Annotated in this window: 16 protein-coding genes and 2 tRNA genes; 9 read left to right on the top strand and 9 right to left on the bottom strand. The window is 65.4% G+C overall.

Annotated elements, in window-relative coordinates; genetic code table 11:
* Positions 1–2 precede the first annotated feature (2 nt).
* Positions 3–1,412, bottom strand: a complete 1,410-nt coding sequence (locus AB0O58_RS22710) for an ATP-binding protein (RefSeq protein WP_206498237.1) — start codon at positions 1,410–1,412, stop codon at positions 3–5.
* Positions 1,413–1,417: 5 nt separating this feature from the next.
* Positions 1,418–2,089, bottom strand: a complete 672-nt coding sequence (locus AB0O58_RS22705; RefSeq protein WP_032379305.1) for a response regulator transcription factor — start codon at positions 2,087–2,089, stop codon at positions 1,418–1,420.
* A gap of 104 nt (positions 2,090–2,193) precedes the next feature.
* On the opposite strand from AB0O58_RS22705, the gene AB0O58_RS22700 reads away from it, so the two are divergent.
* Complete coding sequence (locus tag AB0O58_RS22700; protein ID WP_366238832.1) at positions 2,194–3,012, top strand: phosphatase PAP2 family protein; 819 nt, start codon at positions 2,194–2,196, stop codon at positions 3,010–3,012.
* Positions 3,009–3,689 (top strand): DedA family protein, encoded by a 681-nt coding sequence (locus AB0O58_RS22695; protein WP_283348251.1) that lies wholly within the window; start codon positions 3,009–3,011, stop codon positions 3,687–3,689. Before AB0O58_RS22700 ends, AB0O58_RS22695 begins: the two co-directional genes overlap by 4 nt.
* 442 nt (positions 3,690–4,131) lie before the next feature.
* On the opposite strand, the gene AB0O58_RS22690 is transcribed toward AB0O58_RS22695, so the two are convergent.
* Positions 4,132–4,205: transfer RNA gene (locus AB0O58_RS22690), tRNA-Lys, on the bottom strand.
* A gap of 92 nt (positions 4,206–4,297) precedes the next feature.
* Complete coding sequence (locus tag AB0O58_RS22685; RefSeq protein WP_027497653.1) at positions 4,298–4,519, bottom strand: DUF3618 domain-containing protein; 222 nt, start codon at positions 4,517–4,519, stop codon at positions 4,298–4,300.
* Between the two features lie 78 nt (positions 4,520–4,597).
* Here AB0O58_RS22685 and bcp point away from each other — a divergent pair, with 78 nt between their 5' ends.
* On the top strand, positions 4,598–5,071 hold the full coding sequence (bcp, locus tag AB0O58_RS22680) for a thioredoxin-dependent thiol peroxidase (RefSeq protein WP_206498239.1): 474 nt from the start codon (positions 4,598–4,600) through the stop codon (positions 5,069–5,071).
* On the opposite strand, the gene AB0O58_RS22675 is transcribed toward bcp, so the two are convergent.
* Positions 5,060–6,424, bottom strand: a complete 1,365-nt coding sequence (locus AB0O58_RS22675; protein WP_206498240.1) for a dipeptidase — start codon at positions 6,422–6,424, stop codon at positions 5,060–5,062. The genes bcp and AB0O58_RS22675 overlap by 12 nt on opposite strands.
* A gap of 74 nt (positions 6,425–6,498) precedes the next feature.
* Positions 6,499–7,779 carry a hypothetical protein gene (locus AB0O58_RS22670; protein WP_206498241.1) on the bottom strand — a complete coding sequence of 427 codons (1,281 nt, stop codon included), beginning with the start codon at positions 7,777–7,779 and terminating at the stop codon, positions 6,499–6,501.
* Between the two features lie 280 nt (positions 7,780–8,059).
* Between AB0O58_RS22670 and AB0O58_RS22665 the strand changes: the two genes are divergently transcribed.
* Positions 8,060–8,776 carry a TetR/AcrR family transcriptional regulator gene (locus tag AB0O58_RS22665; protein WP_032370164.1) on the top strand — a complete coding sequence of 239 codons (717 nt, stop codon included), beginning with the start codon at positions 8,060–8,062 and terminating at the stop codon, positions 8,774–8,776.
* Between the two features lie 76 nt (positions 8,777–8,852).
* On the opposite strand, the gene AB0O58_RS22660 is transcribed toward AB0O58_RS22665, so the two are convergent.
* Together AB0O58_RS22660 and AB0O58_RS22655 are read right to left on the bottom strand one after the other, a co-directional pair.
* Complete coding sequence (locus AB0O58_RS22660) at positions 8,853–9,245, bottom strand: holo-ACP synthase (protein WP_008715184.1); 393 nt, start codon at positions 9,243–9,245, stop codon at positions 8,853–8,855.
* Positions 9,245–18,544 (bottom strand): type I polyketide synthase, encoded by a 9,300-nt coding sequence (locus tag AB0O58_RS22655; RefSeq protein ID WP_206498242.1) that lies wholly within the window; start codon positions 18,542–18,544, stop codon positions 9,245–9,247. Before AB0O58_RS22655 ends, AB0O58_RS22660 begins: the two co-directional genes overlap by 1 nt.
* 481 nt (positions 18,545–19,025) lie before the next feature.
* On the opposite strand from AB0O58_RS22655, the gene AB0O58_RS22650 reads away from it, so the two are divergent.
* The gene (locus tag AB0O58_RS22650) at positions 19,026–19,709 is read left to right on the top strand and encodes a hypothetical protein (RefSeq protein WP_206498243.1); all 684 of its coding nucleotides are present in this window, start codon (positions 19,026–19,028) and stop codon (positions 19,707–19,709) included.
* Here AB0O58_RS22650 and AB0O58_RS22645 read toward each other — a convergent pair.
* Complete coding sequence (locus AB0O58_RS22645; protein WP_206498244.1) at positions 19,676–20,464, bottom strand: TetR/AcrR family transcriptional regulator; 789 nt, start codon at positions 20,462–20,464, stop codon at positions 19,676–19,678. The genes AB0O58_RS22650 and AB0O58_RS22645 overlap by 34 nt on opposite strands.
* Positions 20,465–20,547: 83 nt before the next feature.
* Between AB0O58_RS22645 and AB0O58_RS22640 the strand changes: the two genes are divergently transcribed.
* The 4 genes from AB0O58_RS22640 to AB0O58_RS22625 all read left to right on the top strand — a co-directional run bounded on the left by AB0O58_RS22640 (position 20,548) and on the right by AB0O58_RS22625 (position 22,201).
* Positions 20,548–20,629 (top strand) — tRNA-Leu (locus AB0O58_RS22640).
* Positions 20,630–20,700: 71 nt separating this feature from the next.
* Positions 20,701–21,360: a maleylpyruvate isomerase family mycothiol-dependent enzyme gene (locus tag AB0O58_RS22635; RefSeq protein ID WP_206498245.1), complete on the top strand. Its 660-nt coding sequence runs from the start codon at positions 20,701–20,703 to the stop codon at positions 21,358–21,360.
* An 89-nt stretch (positions 21,361–21,449) separates the two neighbouring features.
* Complete coding sequence (locus tag AB0O58_RS22630) at positions 21,450–21,851, top strand: transcriptional regulator (protein ID WP_206498246.1); 402 nt, start codon at positions 21,450–21,452, stop codon at positions 21,849–21,851.
* Positions 21,848–22,201 carry a DUF3817 domain-containing protein gene (locus AB0O58_RS22625; protein ID WP_027497662.1) on the top strand — a complete coding sequence of 118 codons (354 nt, stop codon included), beginning with the start codon at positions 21,848–21,850 and terminating at the stop codon, positions 22,199–22,201. Before AB0O58_RS22630 ends, AB0O58_RS22625 begins: the two co-directional genes overlap by 4 nt.

The raw sequence follows: 22,201 nt of genomic DNA, 5'->3' as shown, positions 1-22,201 counted from the left end.
TATCAGGTGAGTTCCTTCGATCCGCTGGGCTGATGCGTCGGAATTCTGATCTCGAAGCGTGCTCCTCCGAGCGGGGAACGGGAAACCGTCACCGAGCCTGTGTGGGCGGCGGCGGTGCCGGCGACGATGGCCAATCCGAGACCGGCACCGCCTTCGTCGCGTGTGCGGGATGCATCCAACCGTACGAACCGATCGAAGACTCGTTCACGCTGTTGTTCGGGGATCCCCGGGCCGTCGTCATCGATCACGATGACAGCGGACCCTCCGGACGGTGTGCAGGACAATTCGATTCGAGTGACGGCGTGCCGAACAGCATTGTCGACAACGTTGCGCACCATTCTCGCCAACGCGGGTTGATCTCCGGTTACCCGGACCGGAACGATCGACGTTCCCACAGTCAGATCCGTCATTGCGTCGATCCGTTTGCCTTCCTCGTACAGCACATCGTCGAGGTCGACGTCGACCGCGCCGAGCGGTGATTGCTTCTCGTCCGAACGAGCAAGCAGGAGAAGGTCTTCGATCAGCCGGCGCATCCGACGCGCTTCGGGCAACAACGATTCGTCGATCAGCGAGGCATCGATCAGCTCCGGCCTTGCTGCGGCGAGCTCGAGAGCGGCAGTAATGGTTGACAGCGGGCTACGAAGCTCGTGGGAGGCATCGCTGACGAATCGTTGTTGCGCGCGTTGTCCGGCCTGGAGCCGCTCGAGCATCCGATTCATCGTCACTGCGAGTCGCGCGATCTCGTCGCGGGATTGTGGCACCGGGATACGTTCTCCCAGATCTTTGTTCGAGATCGAGGCGACGCGGGTGCGTATGCGTTCGACGGGGCTCAACGCCGCACCGACGAGACGGTATGTCGCCAGCGCGACCAAAGCGACCACTACCGGACCGACGATGGCGAGCAGAATCGCGACTGTGGACACCACTTTTTCCACTGGCTCACGGTCGGCCCCGACCAGTACCGTCACCGGCCCGGCCGCCGTCTCCGCGCCGCGAGCTGTGACCCAGAAGTCACCGTCTTCGGCCTGTTCGATGCGTCCGAGATCCCTAGTGGTCGAGGGTGCGACCTCGACCGTGGACAATGGACGTCCGCCATCCGCCCGCGAGGAGGCCGTTACCGCCCCGCTCCCGTCGACGACCTGCACTATGCCGATCTGGCCGTCTGTTGCCAATGACGACTCGTCGATTTGCGCGGGACGATCGGTCTCGAGTTGCTCGCTGACCTGTACGGCCCGGGTGTCAGCGGCCGTGCGAGCGGAGGATTCGAGTGAGCTGTAGAGGATACCGATCAATGCGCCACCCGCCGCGATCAGGCACACGGCCAGGACCACGGTCGAGGCGACCGCGGATCGCACCCGCACCGTCCACGATCGTGGCCGCAAAAGGTCCACGGAGGTACCGATAGCTCTCATGGCGCTCAGTCTCCTGCCAGCCGGTATCCGACCCCGCGGATCGTCTCGATGCTCTTGCGCCCGAAAGGCTGATCGACCTTCTTCCGGAGATACCCGATGTAGACCTCGACGATGTTCTCGTCCCCGTCGTAGTTGACGTCCCACACCGACCGGACGATCTCGGACTTGGTGACCACGACGCCGCTGCGCCGCATCAGGAATTCGAGCACGCTGTACTCACGCGGGGTCAGCGCCAGTTCCGTTCCGCCCCTGGTGACACGGTGACGTGCGGGATCCAACTCGAGATCGCCGGCTGCGAGCACGGAAGGGCGTTCGGGAGCGCCCCGTCGGACCAGGGCGCGTAGGCGAGCAACCAAGACCACGAAGGAAAACGGTTTGACCAGATAGTCGTCCGCGCCGAGATCGAACGCGTCGGCCAGATCGTATTCACCGTCCTTGGCCGAGAGCATCAGAATCGGCGTCCACACGCCCTGCGCGCGGAGATCCCGCACGATGTCGTATCCATGTCTGCCCGGCAGCATGATATCGAGAACAAGAACGTCGAACTCCCCGCTCGCGGCACTGTGGAACCCGTTGTCACCGTCGTGCTCGACCTCCACGGTGAACCCATCGGCTACCAAACCGCGGCGGACCATCTCCGCCAGACGCACTTCGTCCTCGACCACCAGAACCCGCATCGACAACTCCGTCCGTATATGTGACGCAAGTACAACAGACCCACTCAGGCACCGACGAGCCGCTCTCAGCGGTTCTTCAGGAGCTGCTCTACACACTGATCGGCGTGCTCCTCTCCTCATCGATGTCCGCCGTTCACGCAACAGCCACCGAAGTGCTCACCGAAGCCGCCACCGCCGACGTCGAGATCGCCGGGTTGGTGATCGCAGTTGGCCTCCTCGGTACCGGGATCATGCTCCGCATCCGCTCCGACCGGGCCGGAGCGACGATCCTCGGCACGCTCGGCTTCGCGTTCGCAGTGGTGGTGCTATCCGTCGCTGTGCACAGCAACGGATGGCTGACCAAGTCCGACGCGCCTGTCGCGGCCTGGTTCGTCGATCACCGAACGCACGCGCTCGATGATCTGGCCCTTGCCGTCACCACAGCGGGTGGACCCGCCGAGACCGCCGCGTTGGGCCTCGTGGTTGCGGTGCTTATCGTGTGGAGAACCACACACTACGGCCCGGCACTGGTGATGCTGGCGACCGTCGCCTCGGCGTCGATGTTGTGCACGATCGTGAAACTGATCGTCGGACGCGAGCGGCCGCCGCAGTCGACCCAATTGATGCTCGAAACCGATTTCTCCTTCCCGTCAGGGCACGTCACCGGGACCGCCGCCCTGTCACTGATGCTCGCCCTCCTCGCAGGCACGCGGCGATCGAGGGCGGTACGGACACTGTTCCTCGGAATCGCCGTCGCGATCGTCGTTGCCGTTGCGTGCACACGGATGTATCTCGGCGTCCACTGGCTCACCGACGTTGTCGCCGGCGCGCTCCTCGCAGCCTGCGCAGTCACCCTCGGCGGTTACGCACTGCATCGTGTCGACTCCGGCGGCACCACCGATGCGGCGCCACCTCGCCTGCTGATGAACAGGATCTCGCTGTGACATCGGGATTGACCGGCGGCGTCCTCGACCCGAGCACGCTCGTCGCGACATTCGGGTTGATCGGGCTGCTCGTCGCCTTGTTCGTCGAGACGGGTCTTCTGATCGGGTTCTTTCTCCCTGGCGACTCTCTGCTCTTCACCGCCGGAGTGCTCGTTGCGCAGGCCGATCCGTTCGTTCCATTGTGGGTGATCCTGGTGTCCGCACCGATCGCCGCCACACTCGGCGATCAATGCGGCTACTTGATCGGCCGCGCCGCCGGCCCTGCTGTCTTCGACCGACCCGGTGCCAAACGGCTCGGCCCTGCGCAGCTTGCCCGCGCGCAGTCGTTCTTCGACACCTACGGTGCCCGCACTGTCGTACTCGCCAGGTTCGTTCCCGTCGTCCGGACACTCGCACCCGTCATGGCGGGGGCGTCGGGCATGAGATACCGAACGTTCCTCGTCTACAACATCATCGGAGGGATCGTCTGGGGTGCCGGCGTACCGATGCTCGGCTACCTACTCGGCGGAATCCCGTTCGTGCGCAACCACATCGAGGTCATCCTCATGGGGGTTGTCGTCCTGTCGATACTCCCGATCGCCGTCAACTACCTGCGCTCCCGTTCCAGAGCACGCAGAACAACACCTCGGCACGGGCACCGCCCCGACCCCGATACCAGTTCCGCCGCCCGGCACTGAACGAAGCTGGCAGCGAACACGCTTCGAGGCGACGCAGGCCGAAAACTCCCCCGCGGTCGCTGGGTCGGTCCTCTCCATCCGCTGACCACACCGGCAAACCGAAGCCCGCAAGTGCGGCCCATGGCCGGGCATCGGTGGCCCAAAGTGATGAGTAAGTGATGACCTTACGCTGTGGCCGCGCCCCGACGACGATCCGAAACCCGGAAATCAGCATGATGCGCACGTAACAGGCATGGAAGCATCGGCACCGACTCACTTGACTCCACGACACACAGTCTTGCGATTCGAGTCATCACCACCGCCGCGACATCGCACGCGACCTGGGAAATCACACCAAGATTCACTCATCACTTTGCCCGCAAAGTGATGAGTTGACCTGATCCGTCGAGGCAAAAAGATGACCCCTTGACCGGCATTTCCGCTGGTCAAGGGGTCATTCTTGTGCGCCATCAGGGATTCGAACCCCGGACCCGCTGATTAAGAGTCAGCTGCTCTAACCAACTGAGCTAATGGCGCCGATCCGCACCGCGTGTTCTCTGCGGTGCGGGAGAAACATTAACAGCAGATGCGGCCAGATGTGAAATCGGCTGGTCAAGGCACCTGTTGCGTCAGTTGAAGATCCTGCGAACCACGAGAACTGCTACCACTGCGCCGACTCCGAGCAGAGTGAACTTCACGGCCGGCTCGTTGAGCTTGGCCACCACCGTCTGCTTGGTGTTGGCGACGATGTTCTTGGGGCTGGCACGGACGCTCAGCTCGTCCAGCGTGCTGGCCAGCTGATTGCGAGCGGCCTCGATCTCGCGCTCGATTCGGTCGGTGTCCTTGGCCACGTGTCCTCCAACTTGTCTGCAAATAGTCTTGGTCGTACTCGAGCCTAGAGCACGGCGGTATTTCGATACTCTCGTGCGGTGACCGAATACAGCAAGCTCGAGCCGGGCGACACCGCTCCGGCGTTCACCCTGCCCGATGCCGACGGCAACGACGTCTCCCTCGCCGACTACGCCGGCAAGAAGGTGATCGTGTACTTCTACCCCGCCGCGAGCACCCCTGGCTGCACCAAGCAGGCCTGCGACTTCCGCGACAGCCTCGCCGAGCTCAACGGCGAAGGCCTCGAGGTCGTCGGCATCTCCCCCGACAAGCCGGCCAAACTCGCCAAGTTCCGCGACAAGGAGGAGCTGACATTCCCCCTGCTCTCCGACGAGGCGAAGACGACGTTGCAGGCCTGGGGTGCGTTCGGTGAGAAGAAGAACTACGGCAAGGTCTACGAGGGCGTCATCCGCTCCACGTTCCTCGTAGATGAGGCCGGCAAGATCGAGGTGGCGCAGTACAACGTGCGCGCCACCGGCCACGTCGCCAAACTGCGCCGCGACCTATCTGTCTGAACCGGCCAGCCGCTGCAGGAACAATGCTTCGGCGACGGCCATCTTCTCGATTTCCGTCGGGTCCACGCTCTCGTTCGGGGCGTGGATCCGGCATCGGGGCTCTTCGACGCCCATCAGCATGATCTCGGCGTCCGGCAACGCCTCCGCCAACGCGTTGCACAACGGAATGGACCCGCCCTGCCCCGCCGTCCCCATGGGACGTCCGAATGCCTCTTCCAAGGCACCTGACAACGCCGCGTACCCCGGGCCGTCTGTTCTGGCCAGGAACGGCGAACCGATCGCCTCACGCTCGACGGTGACACGCGCATTCCACGGCGTACGTGCCTCCAGATGCGCCACCAACGCGTCCTGCGCCTGCTGCGGATCCATCCCTGGCGGAACTCGCAAATTCAGCCGTGCCGAGGCTCGAGGGGAGATGGCAGCGGCCGAGCCCACGACGGGTGGGCAGTCGATTCCGAGAACGGTCAGAGCTGGGCGCGCCCATACCGCGTCGGCCACGGTGCCCGAACCCGCCAGAGCGACTCCGTCGAGCACCCCGGCGTCGGATTTGAACTGCTCGGCGTCGTACGGCACCCCATCCCAGGTCTGCGCGCCATCGAGACCGTCGACCGTGGTGTCACCGTGCTCGTTGCGCAGAGTCGCCAGCACCTGGATCAGCGCGCCGAGCGCATCGGGTGCCGGTCCCCCGTACATTCCGGAATGCACCTCTCCGGCAAGCGTTTCCACGTGTACGACGACGTTGGCTATCCCACGAAGAGTGGTGGTGACCGTCGGCAGACCCACCGTAGTGTTGCCGGTGTCCCCGATCACCACGACATCGGCAGCGAACAACTCTGGCCGCTCGTCGACGAGTGCTTCGAGCCCGCCCGTGCCCATCTCTTCAGAACCCTCGCAGACGATCCGCACGCCGACGTCGAGCGACTCCCCCACCGCGCGCAGCGCCAGCAGATGCATCAAGATGTTGCCCTTGCAGTCGGCCGCGCCTCGGCCGTACCACCGACCGTCACGCTCGGTCAGCTCGAAAGGCTCACTGTCCCAGTAGCTTCTGTCGCCGGGAGGCTGGACGTCGTAGTGCGAATACAACAGAACGGTCGGTGCTCCCGCCGGTGCCGGCCGCGAACCGACGACAGCCAGTGAGCCGTCGCTGGTCTCGATCAACTGCACGTCGGGAATCCCGGCGTCGACGAACGCCCGCTGCACCCACTGCGCTGCACCGACGCATTCTTCTACCGGGAACTGCCGAGGATCGTGCACAGATCGGAACCGGACCAGTTCTGCCAGCTCCGATTTCGCGCGAGGCATCGACTTCGCGATCGCGGATCGAATGTCGGCGGGGCGTACATCGGTCGGCATGGTTCCTCCAAACGAGAAATGACAGACGGGCTCTCGCCAGTCTGTCATTTGCTCGCACCTACCGAAGCGACACGTCAGCCTCCAGCCAATTCCTGCGCGATCCACTCACCTGTGTGCTGCCAGTGCCGATCCCAGGCTTCATGCTCGAGTTGCTCCTGGGACTTGCCCGGCTCGGGAACGACGGTGGGCACAGTCAATTGCGGCGGATCCACAGTCGCCGCAGCGGGCTGCGGGGTACCTGCAGGCGCAGCGCCCGGCGGTACCCAGGACGGCGAAGTCCACTGCTGAGGAGTCTCTTGCTGTGGAGTCCACTGCTGCGTCGTCCCAGTCGGCGTAGTCGTCGGCTCGACGGCCGAATCCGCCGTGGGCGGGAGCGTCTTGGGCAGGGCGTCGACCGGCAGTGCAGGCGCAATAGTCGTCGGATCGACGTATCGCGTTGCGCCGGCCAAATCGGTTCCGCCGTCGCGTCGGTCGGCGCTCTGTTCGGCGGTGCCATCCCCGTCACTCGGCAGCGTGGCCGCAACGGCGACACCTGCCGAGGCCACCCCGGCGAGCAGCACCGCAGCGAAGATCAGTTTGCGGCCGCCGGTCACTGAACTCGACCTGCCCGTTGCTGTCACCGGAGCCGTGAGCATCACCGAAGGGATCGTCTCCGGCCCTGCGGCCTCTTCGGACTCGTCGACTGCCTCCGTAACCACGAGGGCCTGATCCTCGACCGAAACCGATGCGAGCCAGGCCGCTCCGCAGGCGGCGACTCGATCTGCGGCACCCACTCGCACGACGGGCACACCGAGACCGAGGGAGAGAATGTCGATCAAGTCCCGGTTGCTCGATCTGTCTCCGAACAGCGCCACGGCCTGCGGTTTCTTGCCGGATTCGTCGACCACTTCCCATGCCAGGGGAATCGTGCTGCCGATTCGTTCGGGGGACATCGAGTCCAGGGCAGCATTCTTGGCGGGCGTGAGTGTGGCATCGGCTGCGTCGGCGAGAGAGATGGATACGCCGCGTTCGCCCATGTAATAGAGCAGCACCGTGCTCGCGTCGGCGAGGTCCTTCGTACGGGCCAACCAGGACAGGAACGACTGGGATGCCGAGACGAACACCGTCGACTCGTCGGTCACTGCCGTGGCGAGTTCGGCGCGCTCGGACTCGGACCGATGCACGACGGCGACGGCGTCGACCGACACGTTCAGCGTTGCTGCCTCGGCACGCATATCCGAGATCGCGCGCGGTAGAACGGCGGTCACGTCGGGGTCGAGCGAGGTGGTGGAGTGCGCGAGCACCTCCCCCGAGGTCGGCTCGAGCAGGACCGTCTGCATCGAGCCGGATTCGATCGCTGTACCGATTGTTGCCACTGCAGTCTCCCTGTGCTCGGGGTGAGGCTCCCGACCATGAACGTCGTCCCACGGACACGAACGACGGCCACCCTGCACGGAAATTGATTCAATGCCTATAACCATACCGGTTGCCCGTTTGGCTGGCTGATATTGAACTTGGGGATTGTCACAGCGAGACGGCCCGACAGCTGTCGACACACACAGCGGTCCCCCACAAGAACGACCGAATCCGGAGTGGGCGATGCGACCCGCACGACAGAAGTGGATACCGTGCACCCGCGACGGATAGCCTGACCGGGTGGAATCCTCTGCTCGTGCCCAGTCCTCGCGCCGTCTCGACGCCGCGCTCGAGTCGACGGCGCAGACTCAGGAGCTGATGCCGAGGCGCCGTCCCACGCAGGAACGCAGCCAACGCAAATTCGACGCGTTGCTTCAGGCGTCGCGTGAACTGCTCAGCGACGTGGGCTTCGAGTCGTTCACATGTGAAGAAGTCGCGTCGCGGGCGGAGCTACCGATCGGCACGCTGTACCAGTTCTTCGCCAACAAGTACGTCATCGTCTGCGAACTCAATCGTCAGGACCTCGTGGGAGTCCAACAGGAATTGGCAGAGTTCGACGGCGAGGTCCCGTCCCTGGACTGGGTGCGGTTCCTGAACAATTTCGTCGACCACATGGCCGGCATGTGGATGACGGACCCGTCGCGCCGCGAGGTATGGCTCGCGATGCAGTCGACACCGTCCACCCGCGCCACCGGGGTCATTCACGAGCGCGAGTTCGCCGATCAGGTCTCACGCATGCTCGGACCGTTGACGCCGCGCACACCGCGGCATCGTCGCAATCTGATGGCCCAGGTGTTGGTACACATCGTCTACTCGATGCTGAACTTCTCGGTGCAGGACGGCCAGAGCCACGAAGATGCCGTGGCCGAACTCAAGCGAATCATGATGGCGTATCTGCTCGTCGCGGAGAAGGAGAGCAGGCGCTCCGGTGGGTCGGTCAACACCGACGACGCCTGACCCGCTCGCTTCAGCCACACGAAAGGCCCGCCCGATCTCGTGGATCGGACGGGCCTTGTCGTCGTTCAGCGCGGAGTCACTCCTCCAGGATCGCCACCGCGGCGGCGATATCGCCGTCGTGCGTCAGCGACAGGTGAATCTTGACCGTCGGCAAAAACTCCTGCGCCATGCCGTGCAGCTTGATGGACGGTCGGCCCCACGCATCGTTGACGACCTCGATCAACGGGTACGGATTGTCGCCGATCTGCGGCGGCCGTGCGAAACGTGATGTCGCCCAAGCTTTCAGAACTGCTTCCTTGGCTGCCCACCGTGCTGCGTAGTGCCGCGTCGGGTCGGAGCTCTTGGTCGCCGCGTGCCGACGTTCACCCGCGGTGAAGCTGTCGCGAATCATCGTCGTGCCGACCTTTTCCATCTGCTCGGCGAAGTCGGACACCGTCACCAGGTCGAAACCCACTCCCAGGATTGCCATCAGATGGCACCCGGCAGACCGGAGGAGTAGACGTCGTCCTCGCCGAGGCGAGCGGACTCGTTGAGCAACACGTTGGCCTCCAGTTCGCGTGACGCCTTGGCCGGCGTCCCGTCATGTCCCAGTCGTCGATCGTCCGGCCGCTCGTAGAGGGAGTCGCCACCCACCATCGCGGAGATCAGCCTGCGCTGACCGGCGATACGACGTTCGTTCGCCTTCGCGATGTACTCCGCACGCCGCTCGGCCGGAACGGCCTCGAGGAACGCCTGAGGGTGCACCAGCGCGATGAGTCCGGACACGTGCCCGAAGCCGAGCGAGGTGAGCAGACCCGCCTTCAGCGGAACCGAGTCACCGAAGCGCAGCGGCTCACGAGCCCACACCAAGTGCTCGAAACCGGTCATCTTGTCGTCGACGCAGTCGAGGCTGCGGTTCGGCGGGATGACACCGTTGGCCAGCACCTGGCACAGGCCGATGAGCTGCCAGGCAGCCGCTCCGCCCTTCGAGTGCCCGGTGAGGGACTTCTGCGAGACGACGAACAGCGGAGCGCCGTCCGAACGACCGATGGCCTTGGCCAGGCGGGTGTGCAACTCGGCCTCGTTGGGGTCGTTGGCTGCAGTCGAGGTGTCGTGCTTGGAGATCACGGCCACGTCGTCTGCGCTGACGCCGAGTGCGTTGAGCGAGAGCGCAAGTGCCGAATCCCTGCCGCCGCGACCGGCGCTGAGTGCGCCGAGTCCCGGAGCCGGGATCGACGTGTGCACTCCGTCGCCGTACGACTGTGCGTAGGCCACCACTCCGAGGACGGGCAGGCCCATCTCGAGTGCCAGATCGCCGCGAGCGAGCAGAATCGTTCCGCCGCCGTGCGATTCGACGAACCCTCCGCGCCTACGGTCGTTGGCCCGGGAGAACCGTCGATCGCTGATTCCCTTGGCGGACATCGCTGCCGAGTCCGCCGTGGCCGACATGTCGCCGAAACCGATGATGCCTTCGGTGCTCAGGTCGTCGAATCCGCCGGCGACCACGAGCTGCGCCTTGCCCAGCTTGATCTTGTCGACGCCCTCCTCGACCGAGACGGCCGCGGTGGCGCAGGCGGCAACGGGGTGAACCATCGCGCCGTAGCTACCGATGTACGACTGAACCACGTGTGCAGCAACGACGTTCGGCAAAGCCTCCTGCAGGATGTCGTTCGCACGAGCATCGCCGAGCAGGGTGTCGATGTACAGCGAGCGCATGGACTCCATGCCGCCCATGCCGGTGCCCTGAGTGTTGGCGACCAACGTCGGGTGCACCCAGCGCATCAGTTCCGACGGGTTGAAGCCTGAGGAGATGAAGGCGTCGACCGTGGTGACGATGTTCCACAGGGCAACACGATCCACCGAACTCGCCATGTCGGGCGAGATGCCCCACTTGGTGGGATCGAATCCGGTCGGAATCTGACCACCCACGGTACGGGTGAGCTTCATCTTGCGCGGAACGCGAATCTCGGTGCCCGCCTTGCGAGTGACCTGCCAGTCGCTCGAATCGGGGACCGGTGTGATCAGCGTGTGCTCGGGATCGGCAGCCGCAAACGACCGTGCGTCGATCTCGGTTCCGACGACGAACGTGAGGTCGTTGTCGAGGAAGATCGAGGTCATTAGCGGAGCGGTGTTACCGACCATTGCGCCGTCGTCGCCGTACGTGCGGATACCGCACTTCTCGACCACGATGTCGTGGTACTTGTCGGCGATGTCCTCCTCGGGAACGAGGTCACCGGACTCGATGTCGTACCAGCCCGGCTTGGGATCGTTCTCCCAGGCGATCAGGCCGGTGTTCCACGCGAGTTCGAGAACGCCTGCGGCAGAGAGCTGCTCGTCGACCTCCATCTCGAAGCGAGTACGCGCCGAACCGTAAGGTCCGAGCTCACCTGCACCGACGATGACGATCAGGTCCTTCGGATCGACATCGAGGGTCGGCCACGCTGGAGCGGTGGTCGGGGCGAGCCGCGGAGGTGCGGGCAACGCGGCGATGACCGAACTGTCTACGGCCTCTTCGGTTTTCTCGGCCGCAGCAGCGGCCGCGTCGCGAGCAAGCTCGACGAGGTTGAGCTTGGTGTTGGCCAAGCCACCCGTCAGATCGGCGACGATGGGCTCCTGCGCAGCCTGACGACGTGCGTCGAAGGTGCACAGCCGCAGCAGCTCGGTCGCCATCTCCTCGGTCGACCAGGTACGGACACCTTCGGCTTCGACCGCCTCGACGATGGGATCGTTGCCGCCCATCAAGCCGGTTCCGCGAACCCACCCGATGTGAGCGTGCGCGATGGACACCCGCTCGGCCCAGTTCTTCTCCGAGCCCCACTTCGCGACGACTGCATCGAGTGCGGCCTTCGACTCACCGTAGGCACCGTCGCCACCGAACATTCCGCGGTTCGGCGATCCGGGGAGCACCACGTGCAGATGAGTGTCGATGTCGTTGTCGTAGCCGACCTTCGACAGTCCGGTGATCAGACGCTCGACCGACCAGAGCAGCACGCGCATTTCCATTTCGGCGCGAGCTCCGGCGTCGGACATCTCGCCCATGACCCGAGGTGCGGCAAACGGGAACAGCATCGTCGGAGTGGCAGCTGCCTTGACCAATGTCTTTGCGCCACCGGCAGTGTCGATGTAGTCACTGCCGATCCACTCGATGAGGGCATCGACGTCGGTGTACGACGCGATGTTGGCCGGAACCACCCACAGCGACGCTCCGTTGCGAGCGTTGTCGCGGTAGAGCGAGCGGTAGAAGCCCAGGCGCTCGTCATCGAGCCGCGAGGTGGTGACGAAGACCGTCGCTCCCCCGGCCAACAACTGAGCGGTCACTGCCGCGGCGATGGATCCCTTGCTGCCGCCGGTGACGACTGCGACGTCGTCGGCCCACTGACCCTTGTCCTCGGATGCGACCGCGATGTCTGCGATGCGTCCGAAGGTATCGGCGAGTACGGCCTTGTTCTCGTAGTCGGCCTTGGCCTTCCACCACTGTGCCTGTGCTGCAACGGCATTGCCTGCACCGGCGAAGGACTCAACAGCGACATCACCTGCGGTACCGAGCCACAACCGAGCCAGATCCTCACGGGCGGTGGCCCACCGGTCGTCGATCAGCACGGCGCGCTTGGCGTCGAACGCGGGAGCGACCAGGCGAGGCCAGTCGGAGCCGAGCTCGGCCGAAACCAGCTCCACCAGAGCAGCATCGGGGTTCTCGGCCAGCAGCGCGTTGGGTGCGTCCGCCAGGCCGAGCTGCTCGAGCACCAACCGGGCTGCGGAGGCGAGAACGCCGTCGCGACCGGTGATGTGCTCGGTGAACTCGCCCAGAGCAGCAGCGTCGACGGTTCCGCCGGCCCCGCCACCTGCCTGCGGCATGGACACTGCGATTCCGCGACGAGCGGCAACCGAAGCAACCGCGGCGTCGATAACGTTGTCGACGGCAGTGCCGTCGGCGAGAGCGCCGTCGGCCAGGCCACCGAGTGCACCGCCGCGGACCGAGGCACCGTCACGGGTACCCAGAGCGACCTCGGCGGTGACGTGGTGCGCCCAGCCGTCGCCCAGTTCCCAGGTCTTCTTGACGCGATCGGCGATGGAGGCCGGGCGTCGTCCCGAGGGGCCGAAGACCTTGCGGAGATGGTCGTTGATCGAGTCGCTGAGCACCGGGCCGAACGGCTTGTAGGTACGAGCCAGCTTGTTGACCGTGCCCGAGAGCGCACCCATGTCGGCGTCGGCTGCGCCGTCGATGGCACCGAGCGAGAGCTCGGAGCCGAGGTCGACGAGCAGCTGGTTACGACGCGAGGACACGCCGTCGCACAGTGCCTCGATGGTGTCGGCGGGCCCGATCTGATCGAGCTGCAGTTTGGTCCACAGTCCGATGAGGATCTTGGTCGCGTCGGCGGCGACGAACGCGATGTCGTCGGGACGAGGTCCACCCGACGGTGCCGCGGCCGGAGCGGGTGCTGCAGCCGGAGCGGCCGCTGCTGCCGGAGCAGCGGTTTCGGGAGCGGGTGTTGCCTCGTCCTCGTCGGCCGGAGCCGGGTCGGTATCGGTGCCGTAGACGATCGCGGCTTCGCGCTCGAGGTTCAGTACCTCGACCGGGTGCCCGAAGCGGCCGGGCAGCTTGAGAGTCTGCGACGCGAGGTTGGCCACGGTCGGTGTTGCACCGAGCCCGATCTCGACGAAACGCTCGACGCCCATACCGCCGTCGGACTCGTCTGCGAAGAGCAGATCCTGAGTCTCGATCCACCGGACCGGGCTGGCGAACTGCCATGCGAGCAATTCGGTCAGGATCACGCGGCACAGATCGCTCGGCCGTGCGGCCCACGAATCGAACTCCGCGAGAACGGTGTTCAGCGGCTCGGACGGTACGAGGTCGGCGATCTCCTGAACGAAGGCCCGGTCGAGCGAGAACGGCTTGGGCACCAGGTTCGGAATGTAGCGACCGACCAGGATCGCGGGATCGAGCTGCTCGGGCAGCAGGGTCTCGAGGCGGCTACGGAAATCGTCGACTCCACCGCGCAGAACCGTCGAGTGGAACGGCACGTCGATGCCCGGAACCATGATGTAGGCGGCCTTGCCGCCGAACTCTGCCCGGCGGATGGCGATCTTCTTTTCGAGCTCACCGAGGCCGGCAACGGTGCCTGCGATGGCGTACTGCGAGCCACGCAAGTTGAGGTTGACGATCTCGAGGAACTCACCGGACTCTGCTGCGACACCGGCGACAAAGCCCTGCACGTCCTCGTCGGCCAGGCCGATCTGGGACGGGCGGATGGCAGCCATGCGGTAGTCACTGCGGCCGTTCTCGTCACGGGGAACGAGTGCGTGCATGGCCGAGCCACGCTGGAAGACGACCTCGAGAACGGCCTCGAGCGGGAGCACACCGGCAACGGCGGCCAGAGCGTTGTACTCACCCACCGAGTGGCCGGCGAGAATCGAATTCTCCACGAACGCTCCGGATTCGCGCAGTTCGGCAACCTGTGCGACACCGAGAACGGCCATCGCAACCTGGGTGAACTGCGTCAGGTGCAGCACACCGTCGGGATGCTTGTGCGTGACCCCGCGGGCCTTGAGCGACGTCGGATTGTCGCGCACGACAGCGAGAATGGAGAAGCCGAGCGCGTTGCGGGTGTGCTTGTCGGCTCGCTCCCAGATCTCACGCGCGGCCTTGGAGCGAGCGCGTGCGTCCAGTCCCATACCCGGGCGCTGGATGCCCTGGCCGGGGAACGCGTAGACGGTCTTCGGCGCGGCGGTGCGTGCGGTGGCGACCATGACCAGTTCGCCGCCGACTCGGCAGGACACCTCGACCAGTTCGGCACCCTGATCGAATCCGGTGCGGTCGACGCGAACGTCGATCTCCGCTCCGGGACGGACCATTCCGAGGAAACGAGCAGTCCAGGCAGTGAGACGACGCGGAGGAGTCTTGGTGTCCTCATGGTCGACTGCGGTGACGGTCTGCTGCGCCGCAGCCGAGAGCCACATGCCGTGCACGATCGGGCTACCGAGGCCGGCGAGCAACGCCGCGGCATCCGAGGTGTGAATCGGGTTGTGATCGCCCGAGACCTGGGCGAACGCGGCCATGTTGCGCGGGGCCACGATGGTGGCCTGGCGACGGCGACGACGCGGAGTGTCCTTGGCGTCGGCGCTCAGCGAACCGCCGGCGCGAGCCGGATCCACCAACTCGCCCTTGCCGGTGCGTCCACGAATGGCGAAGCGCTCCACCAGAGTTGCGACGGCCGGGGCGTCGAGCCCCTCACCGAGCATGGCACCGATTTCGACGGTGACCTCGACGACGCGACCGAGATCGGTGTCGAGCACCTCTCCTGCAGCGGCCTTGACCACGAGAATCGAAGTGTCGGTCGGCAATTCACCGACGAGGTTGACGCTGTGATCGAGGTGCACCAGGTCGAGCATGCCTTCGATGACGTCGATGCCTTCGGCGTTGCGCGTCGCTCCGAGCACGGCGAAGACGGCGGGCCAGCAGGCGCCGACGAGGACGTCGGGAACGGCTTTGCCGCTGACGGTCAGTGTGTCGGGCAGTCCGGATCCGGTGACGCCGGCGTGGTCGGCGATCAGATCGGGGATCCAGGCGATGTTCAGCCGCGCGACACCGTTCTTGACCGTCGGAAGGTCCTGTCCTGCCGCAACTCCGAGCAGTGCCGACATGGCCTGCTGTGCATCCTCTGCGGTGACGACCGGAGCGCCGCCGTCGATCGTGGAGGCAGGCACCGTCAGACGGATGCGTACTTCCTTGCCCGGGGCGAGCGGGACCAGCAGTTCGACGTGCTCGGCATCGAGCACGGTGAGCGAGGAGCCGGTCTGCGGATGCGAGGCGACCGTATCGGAGTCGACGGTCCAGTCGGCCGGATCGCCCAGGCGTGCAACGGGGTTCTGCGTCATACGCGAGGCCCACGTGACGTCGGGTGCTGCCAGCACGATGCCCAGCAGTCCCGGTGCGATCTCGGCGTGGCGTCGGCTGGCGATGGCCGCCGGCTCTACGCCCTCGGCGAGAAGCTGGTCTGCGGTGGCCTTCTCGAAGCGGTTCAGCAGTTCGCCCACCGGCTCGTCGACGCGAGTGATACCGGCGACGGCAACGGTTCCGGGGATGATGCACACCTGATCGGCCGAGTAGCGAGCGTCGTGTGCCTGCCACAGCGAGTCACTGCGCCACCAGCGGCGTACGTCACCGTCGACGACGGGAACGAAGTTGACCGGCTTGCCGGGCATGCGGCACAGCGAGGTGAAGAAGGTGATGTCGGCCGGGTGCAGCACCACGTCACCGGCGTCGGGGAACTGAGCGAGCAGTGACTTCAGTGCTGCGCGCGGACGCTCGAGTACCTCGGCGTCGGCGAACAGGGTGGGGATGGGGCCACGATCGACCGGGTGCAAGCGTGCCTCGGCGCGCTGCAGCATTTCGAGGAAGCGCGTGCGCCAGGTGACGTCGAGCCACACCGATTCACGGGCCTCGGTCACGGCATCGGTGAACTCACCGCCGCAATCGAATTCGCTGCGCGAGTCCGTTCCGATGGCCAGATCCAGGTAGCGGCTCAGCCACTGCTGGTAGGTCATCTCGGCGACGTCGCCGAAGAACGGCTTGGCGGTGCCGTCGAGTGCGGCGATGATCTCGTCGCGGCGCTCGGCAACGGCGTCGGCGTTGCCGGCGACCTCGTCGAGCAGCCGACCGCAACGCGATGCCGCGTTGTCGATCTCGTGGATGTCGGCACCGAGCTGGCTACGGCCCGACGCCATTCCGCCGTTGGCGGTTCCGGCACCGACCCAGTCGGGGGTTCCCGGAGTGTCGACGAGAAGCTGCTTGACCTCGGGAGCGGTCGTGGCTTCCAGAGTGGCCATCGCAGCGGTACCGACGAGGATGCCGTCGAGAGGCATCTTCGGGTATCCGTGCACGGCAGACCAGGTTCCGGTGAGGTAGTCCGCGGCCCGCTCGGGTGTTCCGATACCGCCGCCGACGCAGATCACCAGGTTGGGGCGCGAGCGGAGCTCGGCGTAGGTGGTCAGCAGCAGGTCGTCGAGGTCTTCCCACGAGTGGTGCCCGCCTGCGCGGCCACCCTCGATATGGACGTTGACCTGGTAGGACGGAACCTCGTTCGCGATGCGGATCACTGCGCGAATCTGCGCGACGGTTCCCGGCTTGAACGAGACGTAGCTGATTCCGGCCTCGGAGAGCTCTTCGATAAGAGCCACTGCCTCGTCCAGTTCGGGGATGCCTGCCGTGACGACGACGCCGTCGATGGCCGCACCCGCTGCACGGGCCCGCTGCACGATGCGGCGACCGCCGAGCTGCAGCTTCCACAGGTACGGGTCGAGGAAGAGCGAGTTGAACTGGATGGCACGGCCGGGCTCGAGCAACGTGGAGAGCTCGGCGACGCGGTCGGTGAAGATGTCCTCGGTGACCTGTCCGCCACCGGCGAGCTCGGCCCAGTGGCCTGCGTTGGCTGCGGCCGCGACGATCTTCGCGTCGACCGTCGTCGGCGTCATGCCGGCGAGCAGGATCGGCGAACGTCCGGTCATCTTGGTGAAGGAGGTCTCGACGACGACGCGGCCGTCCGGGAGCGTCACGGGCTTGGGTGCGAATGCCGACCATGCCGGCTGCACCTCGGGTGCGGCTCCTGGAGTGAGCAGATTTCGGTGGCCGCCGCGTGAGGATGCCGCGATGATGCCGACGCCCTGTCCACGCAGCGCCGGGTTGGTCATGCGGGTGAGGAGGTCACCGGGTCCGAGGTCGAGGATCCAGTCCGCGCCGGCCTCGACGACACCGTCGATGGCGTCGACCCAGTCCACGGAATCGACGAGGATCTTCTGCGCCAGTTCGCGGGCCAGGGCGGCGTCGAGACCGCAACGCTGCGCCCAGGCGTCGACGAGCTCCACGGCGTCGTTCAATGCGGGGTGATGGAAGCCGATCTCGACCGGGAGCTGCTCGAAGACGGGTGCGAACACCGCGCCGCCGCGCTTCTTGGCATCGCGCTCACGTTCTTCCCGAGCCGCGATCTGCTCGCACTTCTCCTGCACGCGAGCCAACTGAGCCGGCGGCCCGGACAGCACGACGCGGCGACGACCGTTGCGGATGGCCAGAGCAGCGGAGCGTTCGGGTGCTCCCGGTATCTCGAGCTCGTCGACGATCGCCTGCAGACGTTCGGGCTCGACGTTGCCGACCGAGACCATCGGCGCACGGTCACCGGCACCGATGATGCCGCGGCGACGTCCGACGAGTCCGGCAGCAGCACCGACCAACTGCGCGATGGCCAGGAAGTTGGCGTCCTGTGCGCCGTCCGCGGCGACGGACTCGGCGGCGATGAGGCCCTGCGAGTGTCCGACCACCTTGACCGGCGGGGTCTGGGCGGGGTCGAGGCCCTGCAGCTTCAGCGCGCGCAACGCGGCGACCTGAGTGAGGAAGACGCCCGGCAGAGACACCGCAGCCGAAGTCAGTGCCGCTTCGGAAGGCCCGTAGGAGCCGGCGGTGTCGTCGTCGGCGAGGTCCTGCTCGAGCATCCAACCGATCGGGTCGAAGCCGACCGAGCGGACGACCAGCAGCTCGTCGGACACGGGCGCGAGTACTGCTGCGGCCTCGTTGACGAGATCGGTCAGTTCGGGCTCGAGCGCGGAATCGCGCGCGAGCTCTTCGAGCGAACTCAGCCAGGGCGCACCCTGACCACCGAACGCCAGAGCGTACGGCTCGCCCGCGGCGAATCGATCTGCCAGAGTCCGAGAGCCGCCACTGCTTCTAGGGGCTTTGCCTGCGTTGCCTGTGCTTCGCGAGCCGCGTCCGTGTGATGGTGTGCTCTCGTTGATCGTCAAGGCTGAAGATTCCTCTCGTGGACGTCTCGGGGGGTCGAGGCGTTCGCTGTGATGACTGCCGTGGTGCGTCGTGGGCAACAGGGCAAAGCGTGAGCCTGTCTTCGTCGACAGGTCTCCTTCGCGCTGCTCCAGGTTGACACAAAATCATGAGGAAATCCTCAGGTTTGCTCGGACGTCCGAGTGCTACCAGCGAGTACGTCCGTGCAAGCGCCTTTACTTTGTGTTTACCCAACTCGCGAGTAACCCGCATCGACCCTGGCGGGAGACTCGGCGGCGACAGCGAAACATGAGGGAACCCTCGCATTTTTCGTTATCTTTTTGTGATGTGATCTCGAGCACTCCGTGAGCGTCCGGTGACCTGTCGGTGGGGTCGTCTAGCTTTCTCCTACGAACCGCATCCGACAGGGCGGTCGACGAACTCCGGGGGGAATTCATGTATTCATCGGTTACGGACACTTGCACGACGGGCGAGCTCGAAGCAATGCTGTCGCACATCGAATTGATTGCCTCGCAATCGAATTCGCCGCACTGGACACCGGGGTGGCGCGGCGAATCCGAGGCGGCGCTACTCGATGCGATCTTCTCCGCGCGCGCTCCTTACGGAGGACCGACCAGTGGGGTGCGAGCGGTGATCGGACGGTGGCGGTCACACCGCGGCGATAACCGACTCGACGACTTGACAACCCTTGCAGAACTGACTTCGGATCCGGATCAGCTCGTGCAGATCCTGTCCAACCGTCAGCTCGTTCCAGGAAACAGCCGAACCAAGGCGGCGGCAGCCGCTGTGGCAGCGCAGACGCTGATCGCGTCGGGGTTGAGCCGTTCGACCGATTTCGAGCAGCACACGAAGGAACATTTCGATGCGTTCCGCGCGATCCCTGGCCTCGGCGAGACCACCTGGGAGTGCATGCTCATGCATCTGGGCGTGCGCACCGACAAGGCCACCGCACATCTGACCGCGTTCGTTGCCGACGCTCTCGAACCACTCCATCGAGAGCTGGCCGCCGACATCGCCGAGGAACGCTCCCCCGTGATTCTCGACGCCGCAGCGGACGCACTCCACGTCGATCTCGCCTCGCTCGAGCACGCGCTCTGGCGTTACCAGCACAAGCTGCGCAGACCGCCGCAGCGTCACTCCGAGGCTGCGCTCCGATCGGCGGGCTGACTCTGCGAGATCAGCACCTCGACGCCATCGAGGATGCACTCCACACCGAAACGATAGGCATGCACGGGGTCGCTCGCGGCGTCGTACGACGTCGCCGCGGCCGTCCCGATGCGGGACGACACCGGAAAACGCTCGCGCGTCATCACCCGCTCGATGACGGGTGCAGTAGCTGCCCACCACTGAGCGTCGGACATTCCCGACTGCTTCTTCACCCGATCGACCGCGGCCGAGGCCCTCGCGGTCCCCGAGACGTGAGTGAGAACCAGTGTCAACACCGAATCGATCTCGACGTCACCGAGCCCGGTACCGACGAGGGTGCGCAGCTCTGCCTCGTACTTGTCGTTGGTGTGCGGACCGAGCACCGGACGCGCACCGACGGCGTCGATCAGCCACGAATGTCGTTGATAGAGTTGCCAATTGCGCTCGGCAACAAAACGCAACGCGGACCGCCACCCACCGGGAACCGATGCCGGCTCGTCGACGTGTGTGTACAGATCTGCCAGAGACCGATCGATCATCAGGTCCGTCAACTCTTGACGCCCCGGCACGTGGGTGTACAGCGACATCGCGCCGACCCCCAGATGCTCGGCCACATTGCGCATCGACACCGACTCCAACCCGTTCGCATCGGCCATCTCGATTGCCGCGTCGACGATCGCGTCGACGCTCAGGCCGGTTCGGCTCGGTTTCGCGTCGACCCGCCACAGCAGTTCGAGGATGCGCGCCGGATCGAACGAGTTCTCCTTCTTCACCACCCGGCGAGCCTAATCGGACGTCGACGTGGCTCGAAGAACCGCGTCGCACGCACAGCAGCATCGGTTGTAGACTTCACCGGCACGCGCGAGTGGCGGAATTGGCAGACGCGCTGGATTTAGGTTCCAGTGTCTCAGGACGTGGGGGTTCAAGTCCCCCCTCGCGCACAACGGTCGTTCGACCCGGCTTTTCTCGAGACTCCCAGGTCTACAGGTTCCAACGTGTGAAGGTGGCTCGTATGTCCAGCGATCCCGACGACGACGCGATCTTCGCCGAAGCTTCCGACGAACGACGCTCTCTCGCACGCACTTTCGACACCCTGACACCCGAACAGTGGGACACCCCATCGCTGTGCGACGCCTGGACGGTCCGCGACGTCGCCGCCCATCTCGTGGTGCCCCTGATCGTCCCGCTCTGGCAGTTCGGACTCGCCATGGTGTGCACTCGTGGGAACTTCGACCGGGCCAATCAGATGATGACCCAGCGAATGAAGCGCAAGCACGGCGACGAATTCCCTGCGCTCCTGACAGCTCGCGCGGACAAGAAGTTCACCCCGCCGGGCCACGGTCCGCTGGCCCCGTTGTCCGACGTCATCGTGCACGGACTCGATGTATGCAGGCCGCTGGGAATCGAGCACCACGTTCCCGAGCACCGCATGGTTACGATGCTCGACTTCCTGGTGCCGGAAAGCGGTGCGGCACCGTTCAAAGGCCCCGAGCTCCGACTGCAGTGGCGCGCAACCGATCTGGACTGGAGTCGCGGCGAGGGGCCCGTCGTCGAGGGATCGGCGGGCACCCTGGCGTTGGTGCTGACGGGGCGCAGCAGCGCTCTCGCCGACATCACCGGTCCCGGTGCCGAGAAACTTGCCGAAGCACGGGCGAACCGTCGTCGGTCGTGAGTCGCACCTGGCTCGTCCATGGTGAGAATCACCGGCCGACCACCCGATGTGACTACCTTCGGTAGTAGTCGCTCCGGTACCGTCGAGTGGTGACCTCATCCCGCCCGAATCGTCGACCCTCGCTCATTGCGCTGGTGATCGTGTCCGCGGCGGTGTGTCTCGGTCTCGGCTGGTGGCAGTGGGAACGCTTCGAGGCGGTCGGCGGTAACGGGCAGAACCTCGGATACGCGTTCCAGTGGCCCTTGTTCGCGGCGTTCGTCGTCTACGCCTACCGCAAGTTCGTCCGCCTCGAAGACGAGGACCAGGACGAGCCCGACTCCGGGCAGCCCGACGGACCGACCGAGGTCCCTCTCGACCTGCTCCCCCAGCGCCGCGCGGCAGACCCCGACGTCGGCGATCTGGACGACCCCGAGGCCAGGCAACTTCTCGAGTACAACAGCTACCTCGCGGAGCTGAACGAATCCCGCGGGACCGACAGGAGCACCACGTGAGTTCGGCACCGGACAAGACCAAGGCGTCCACCAACAAGACTCGGAAGATCGCGTCGGCGCTGCTGCGCTATCGCGTGCTCGCCTACGTCACCGGTATCTGGTTGCTCGTCCTCGTGACCGAAATGGTCGCGAAGTACATTTTCAAGGTCGAGAATGTGCCCAACTGGATTGCGGTAGTGCACGGTTGGGTCTACCTCGTATACCTGATCCTGACGATCGACCTTGCTATCAAGGTGCGGTGGCCGGCCGGTCGGACCATCGGCACCCTGCTCGCCGGAACTGTTCCGTTCCTGTCGTTCTACGTCGAACACAAGCGCACCAAGCAGGTCAAGGCCGACTTCGGCGTCTGA

Origin of the sequence: Rhodococcus sp. NPDC080181 (assembly GCF_040702225.1) — a bacterium.
Lineage (GTDB): Bacteria > Actinomycetota > Actinomycetes > Mycobacteriales > Mycobacteriaceae > Rhodococcoides > Rhodococcoides fascians.
The sequence above is the reverse complement of the archived record's forward strand: the minus strand, read 5'-3'. Positions and strand labels throughout refer to the sequence as shown.

Coding starts and splice junctions, on each gene's coding strand:
- AB0O58_RS22635 (WP_206498245.1), top strand. CDS start 20,701: ATGTCCAGCGATCCCGACGACGACGCGATCTTCGCCGAAGCTTCCGAC.
- AB0O58_RS22710 (WP_206498237.1), bottom strand. CDS start 1,412: ATGAGAGCTATCGGTACCTCCGTGGACCTTTTGCGGCCACGATCGTGG.
- AB0O58_RS22660 (WP_008715184.1), bottom strand. CDS start 9,245: ATGGCAATCCTGGGAGTGGGTTTCGACCTGGTGACGGTGTCCGACTTC.
- AB0O58_RS22705 (WP_032379305.1), bottom strand. CDS start 2,089: ATGCGGGTTCTGGTGGTCGAGGACGAAGTGCGTCTGGCGGAGATGGTC.
- AB0O58_RS22675 (WP_206498240.1), bottom strand. CDS start 6,424: ATGCCGACCGATGTACGCCCCGCCGACATTCGATCCGCGATCGCGAAG.
- AB0O58_RS22650 (WP_206498243.1), top strand. CDS start 19,026: ATGCTGTCGCACATCGAATTGATTGCCTCGCAATCGAATTCGCCGCAC.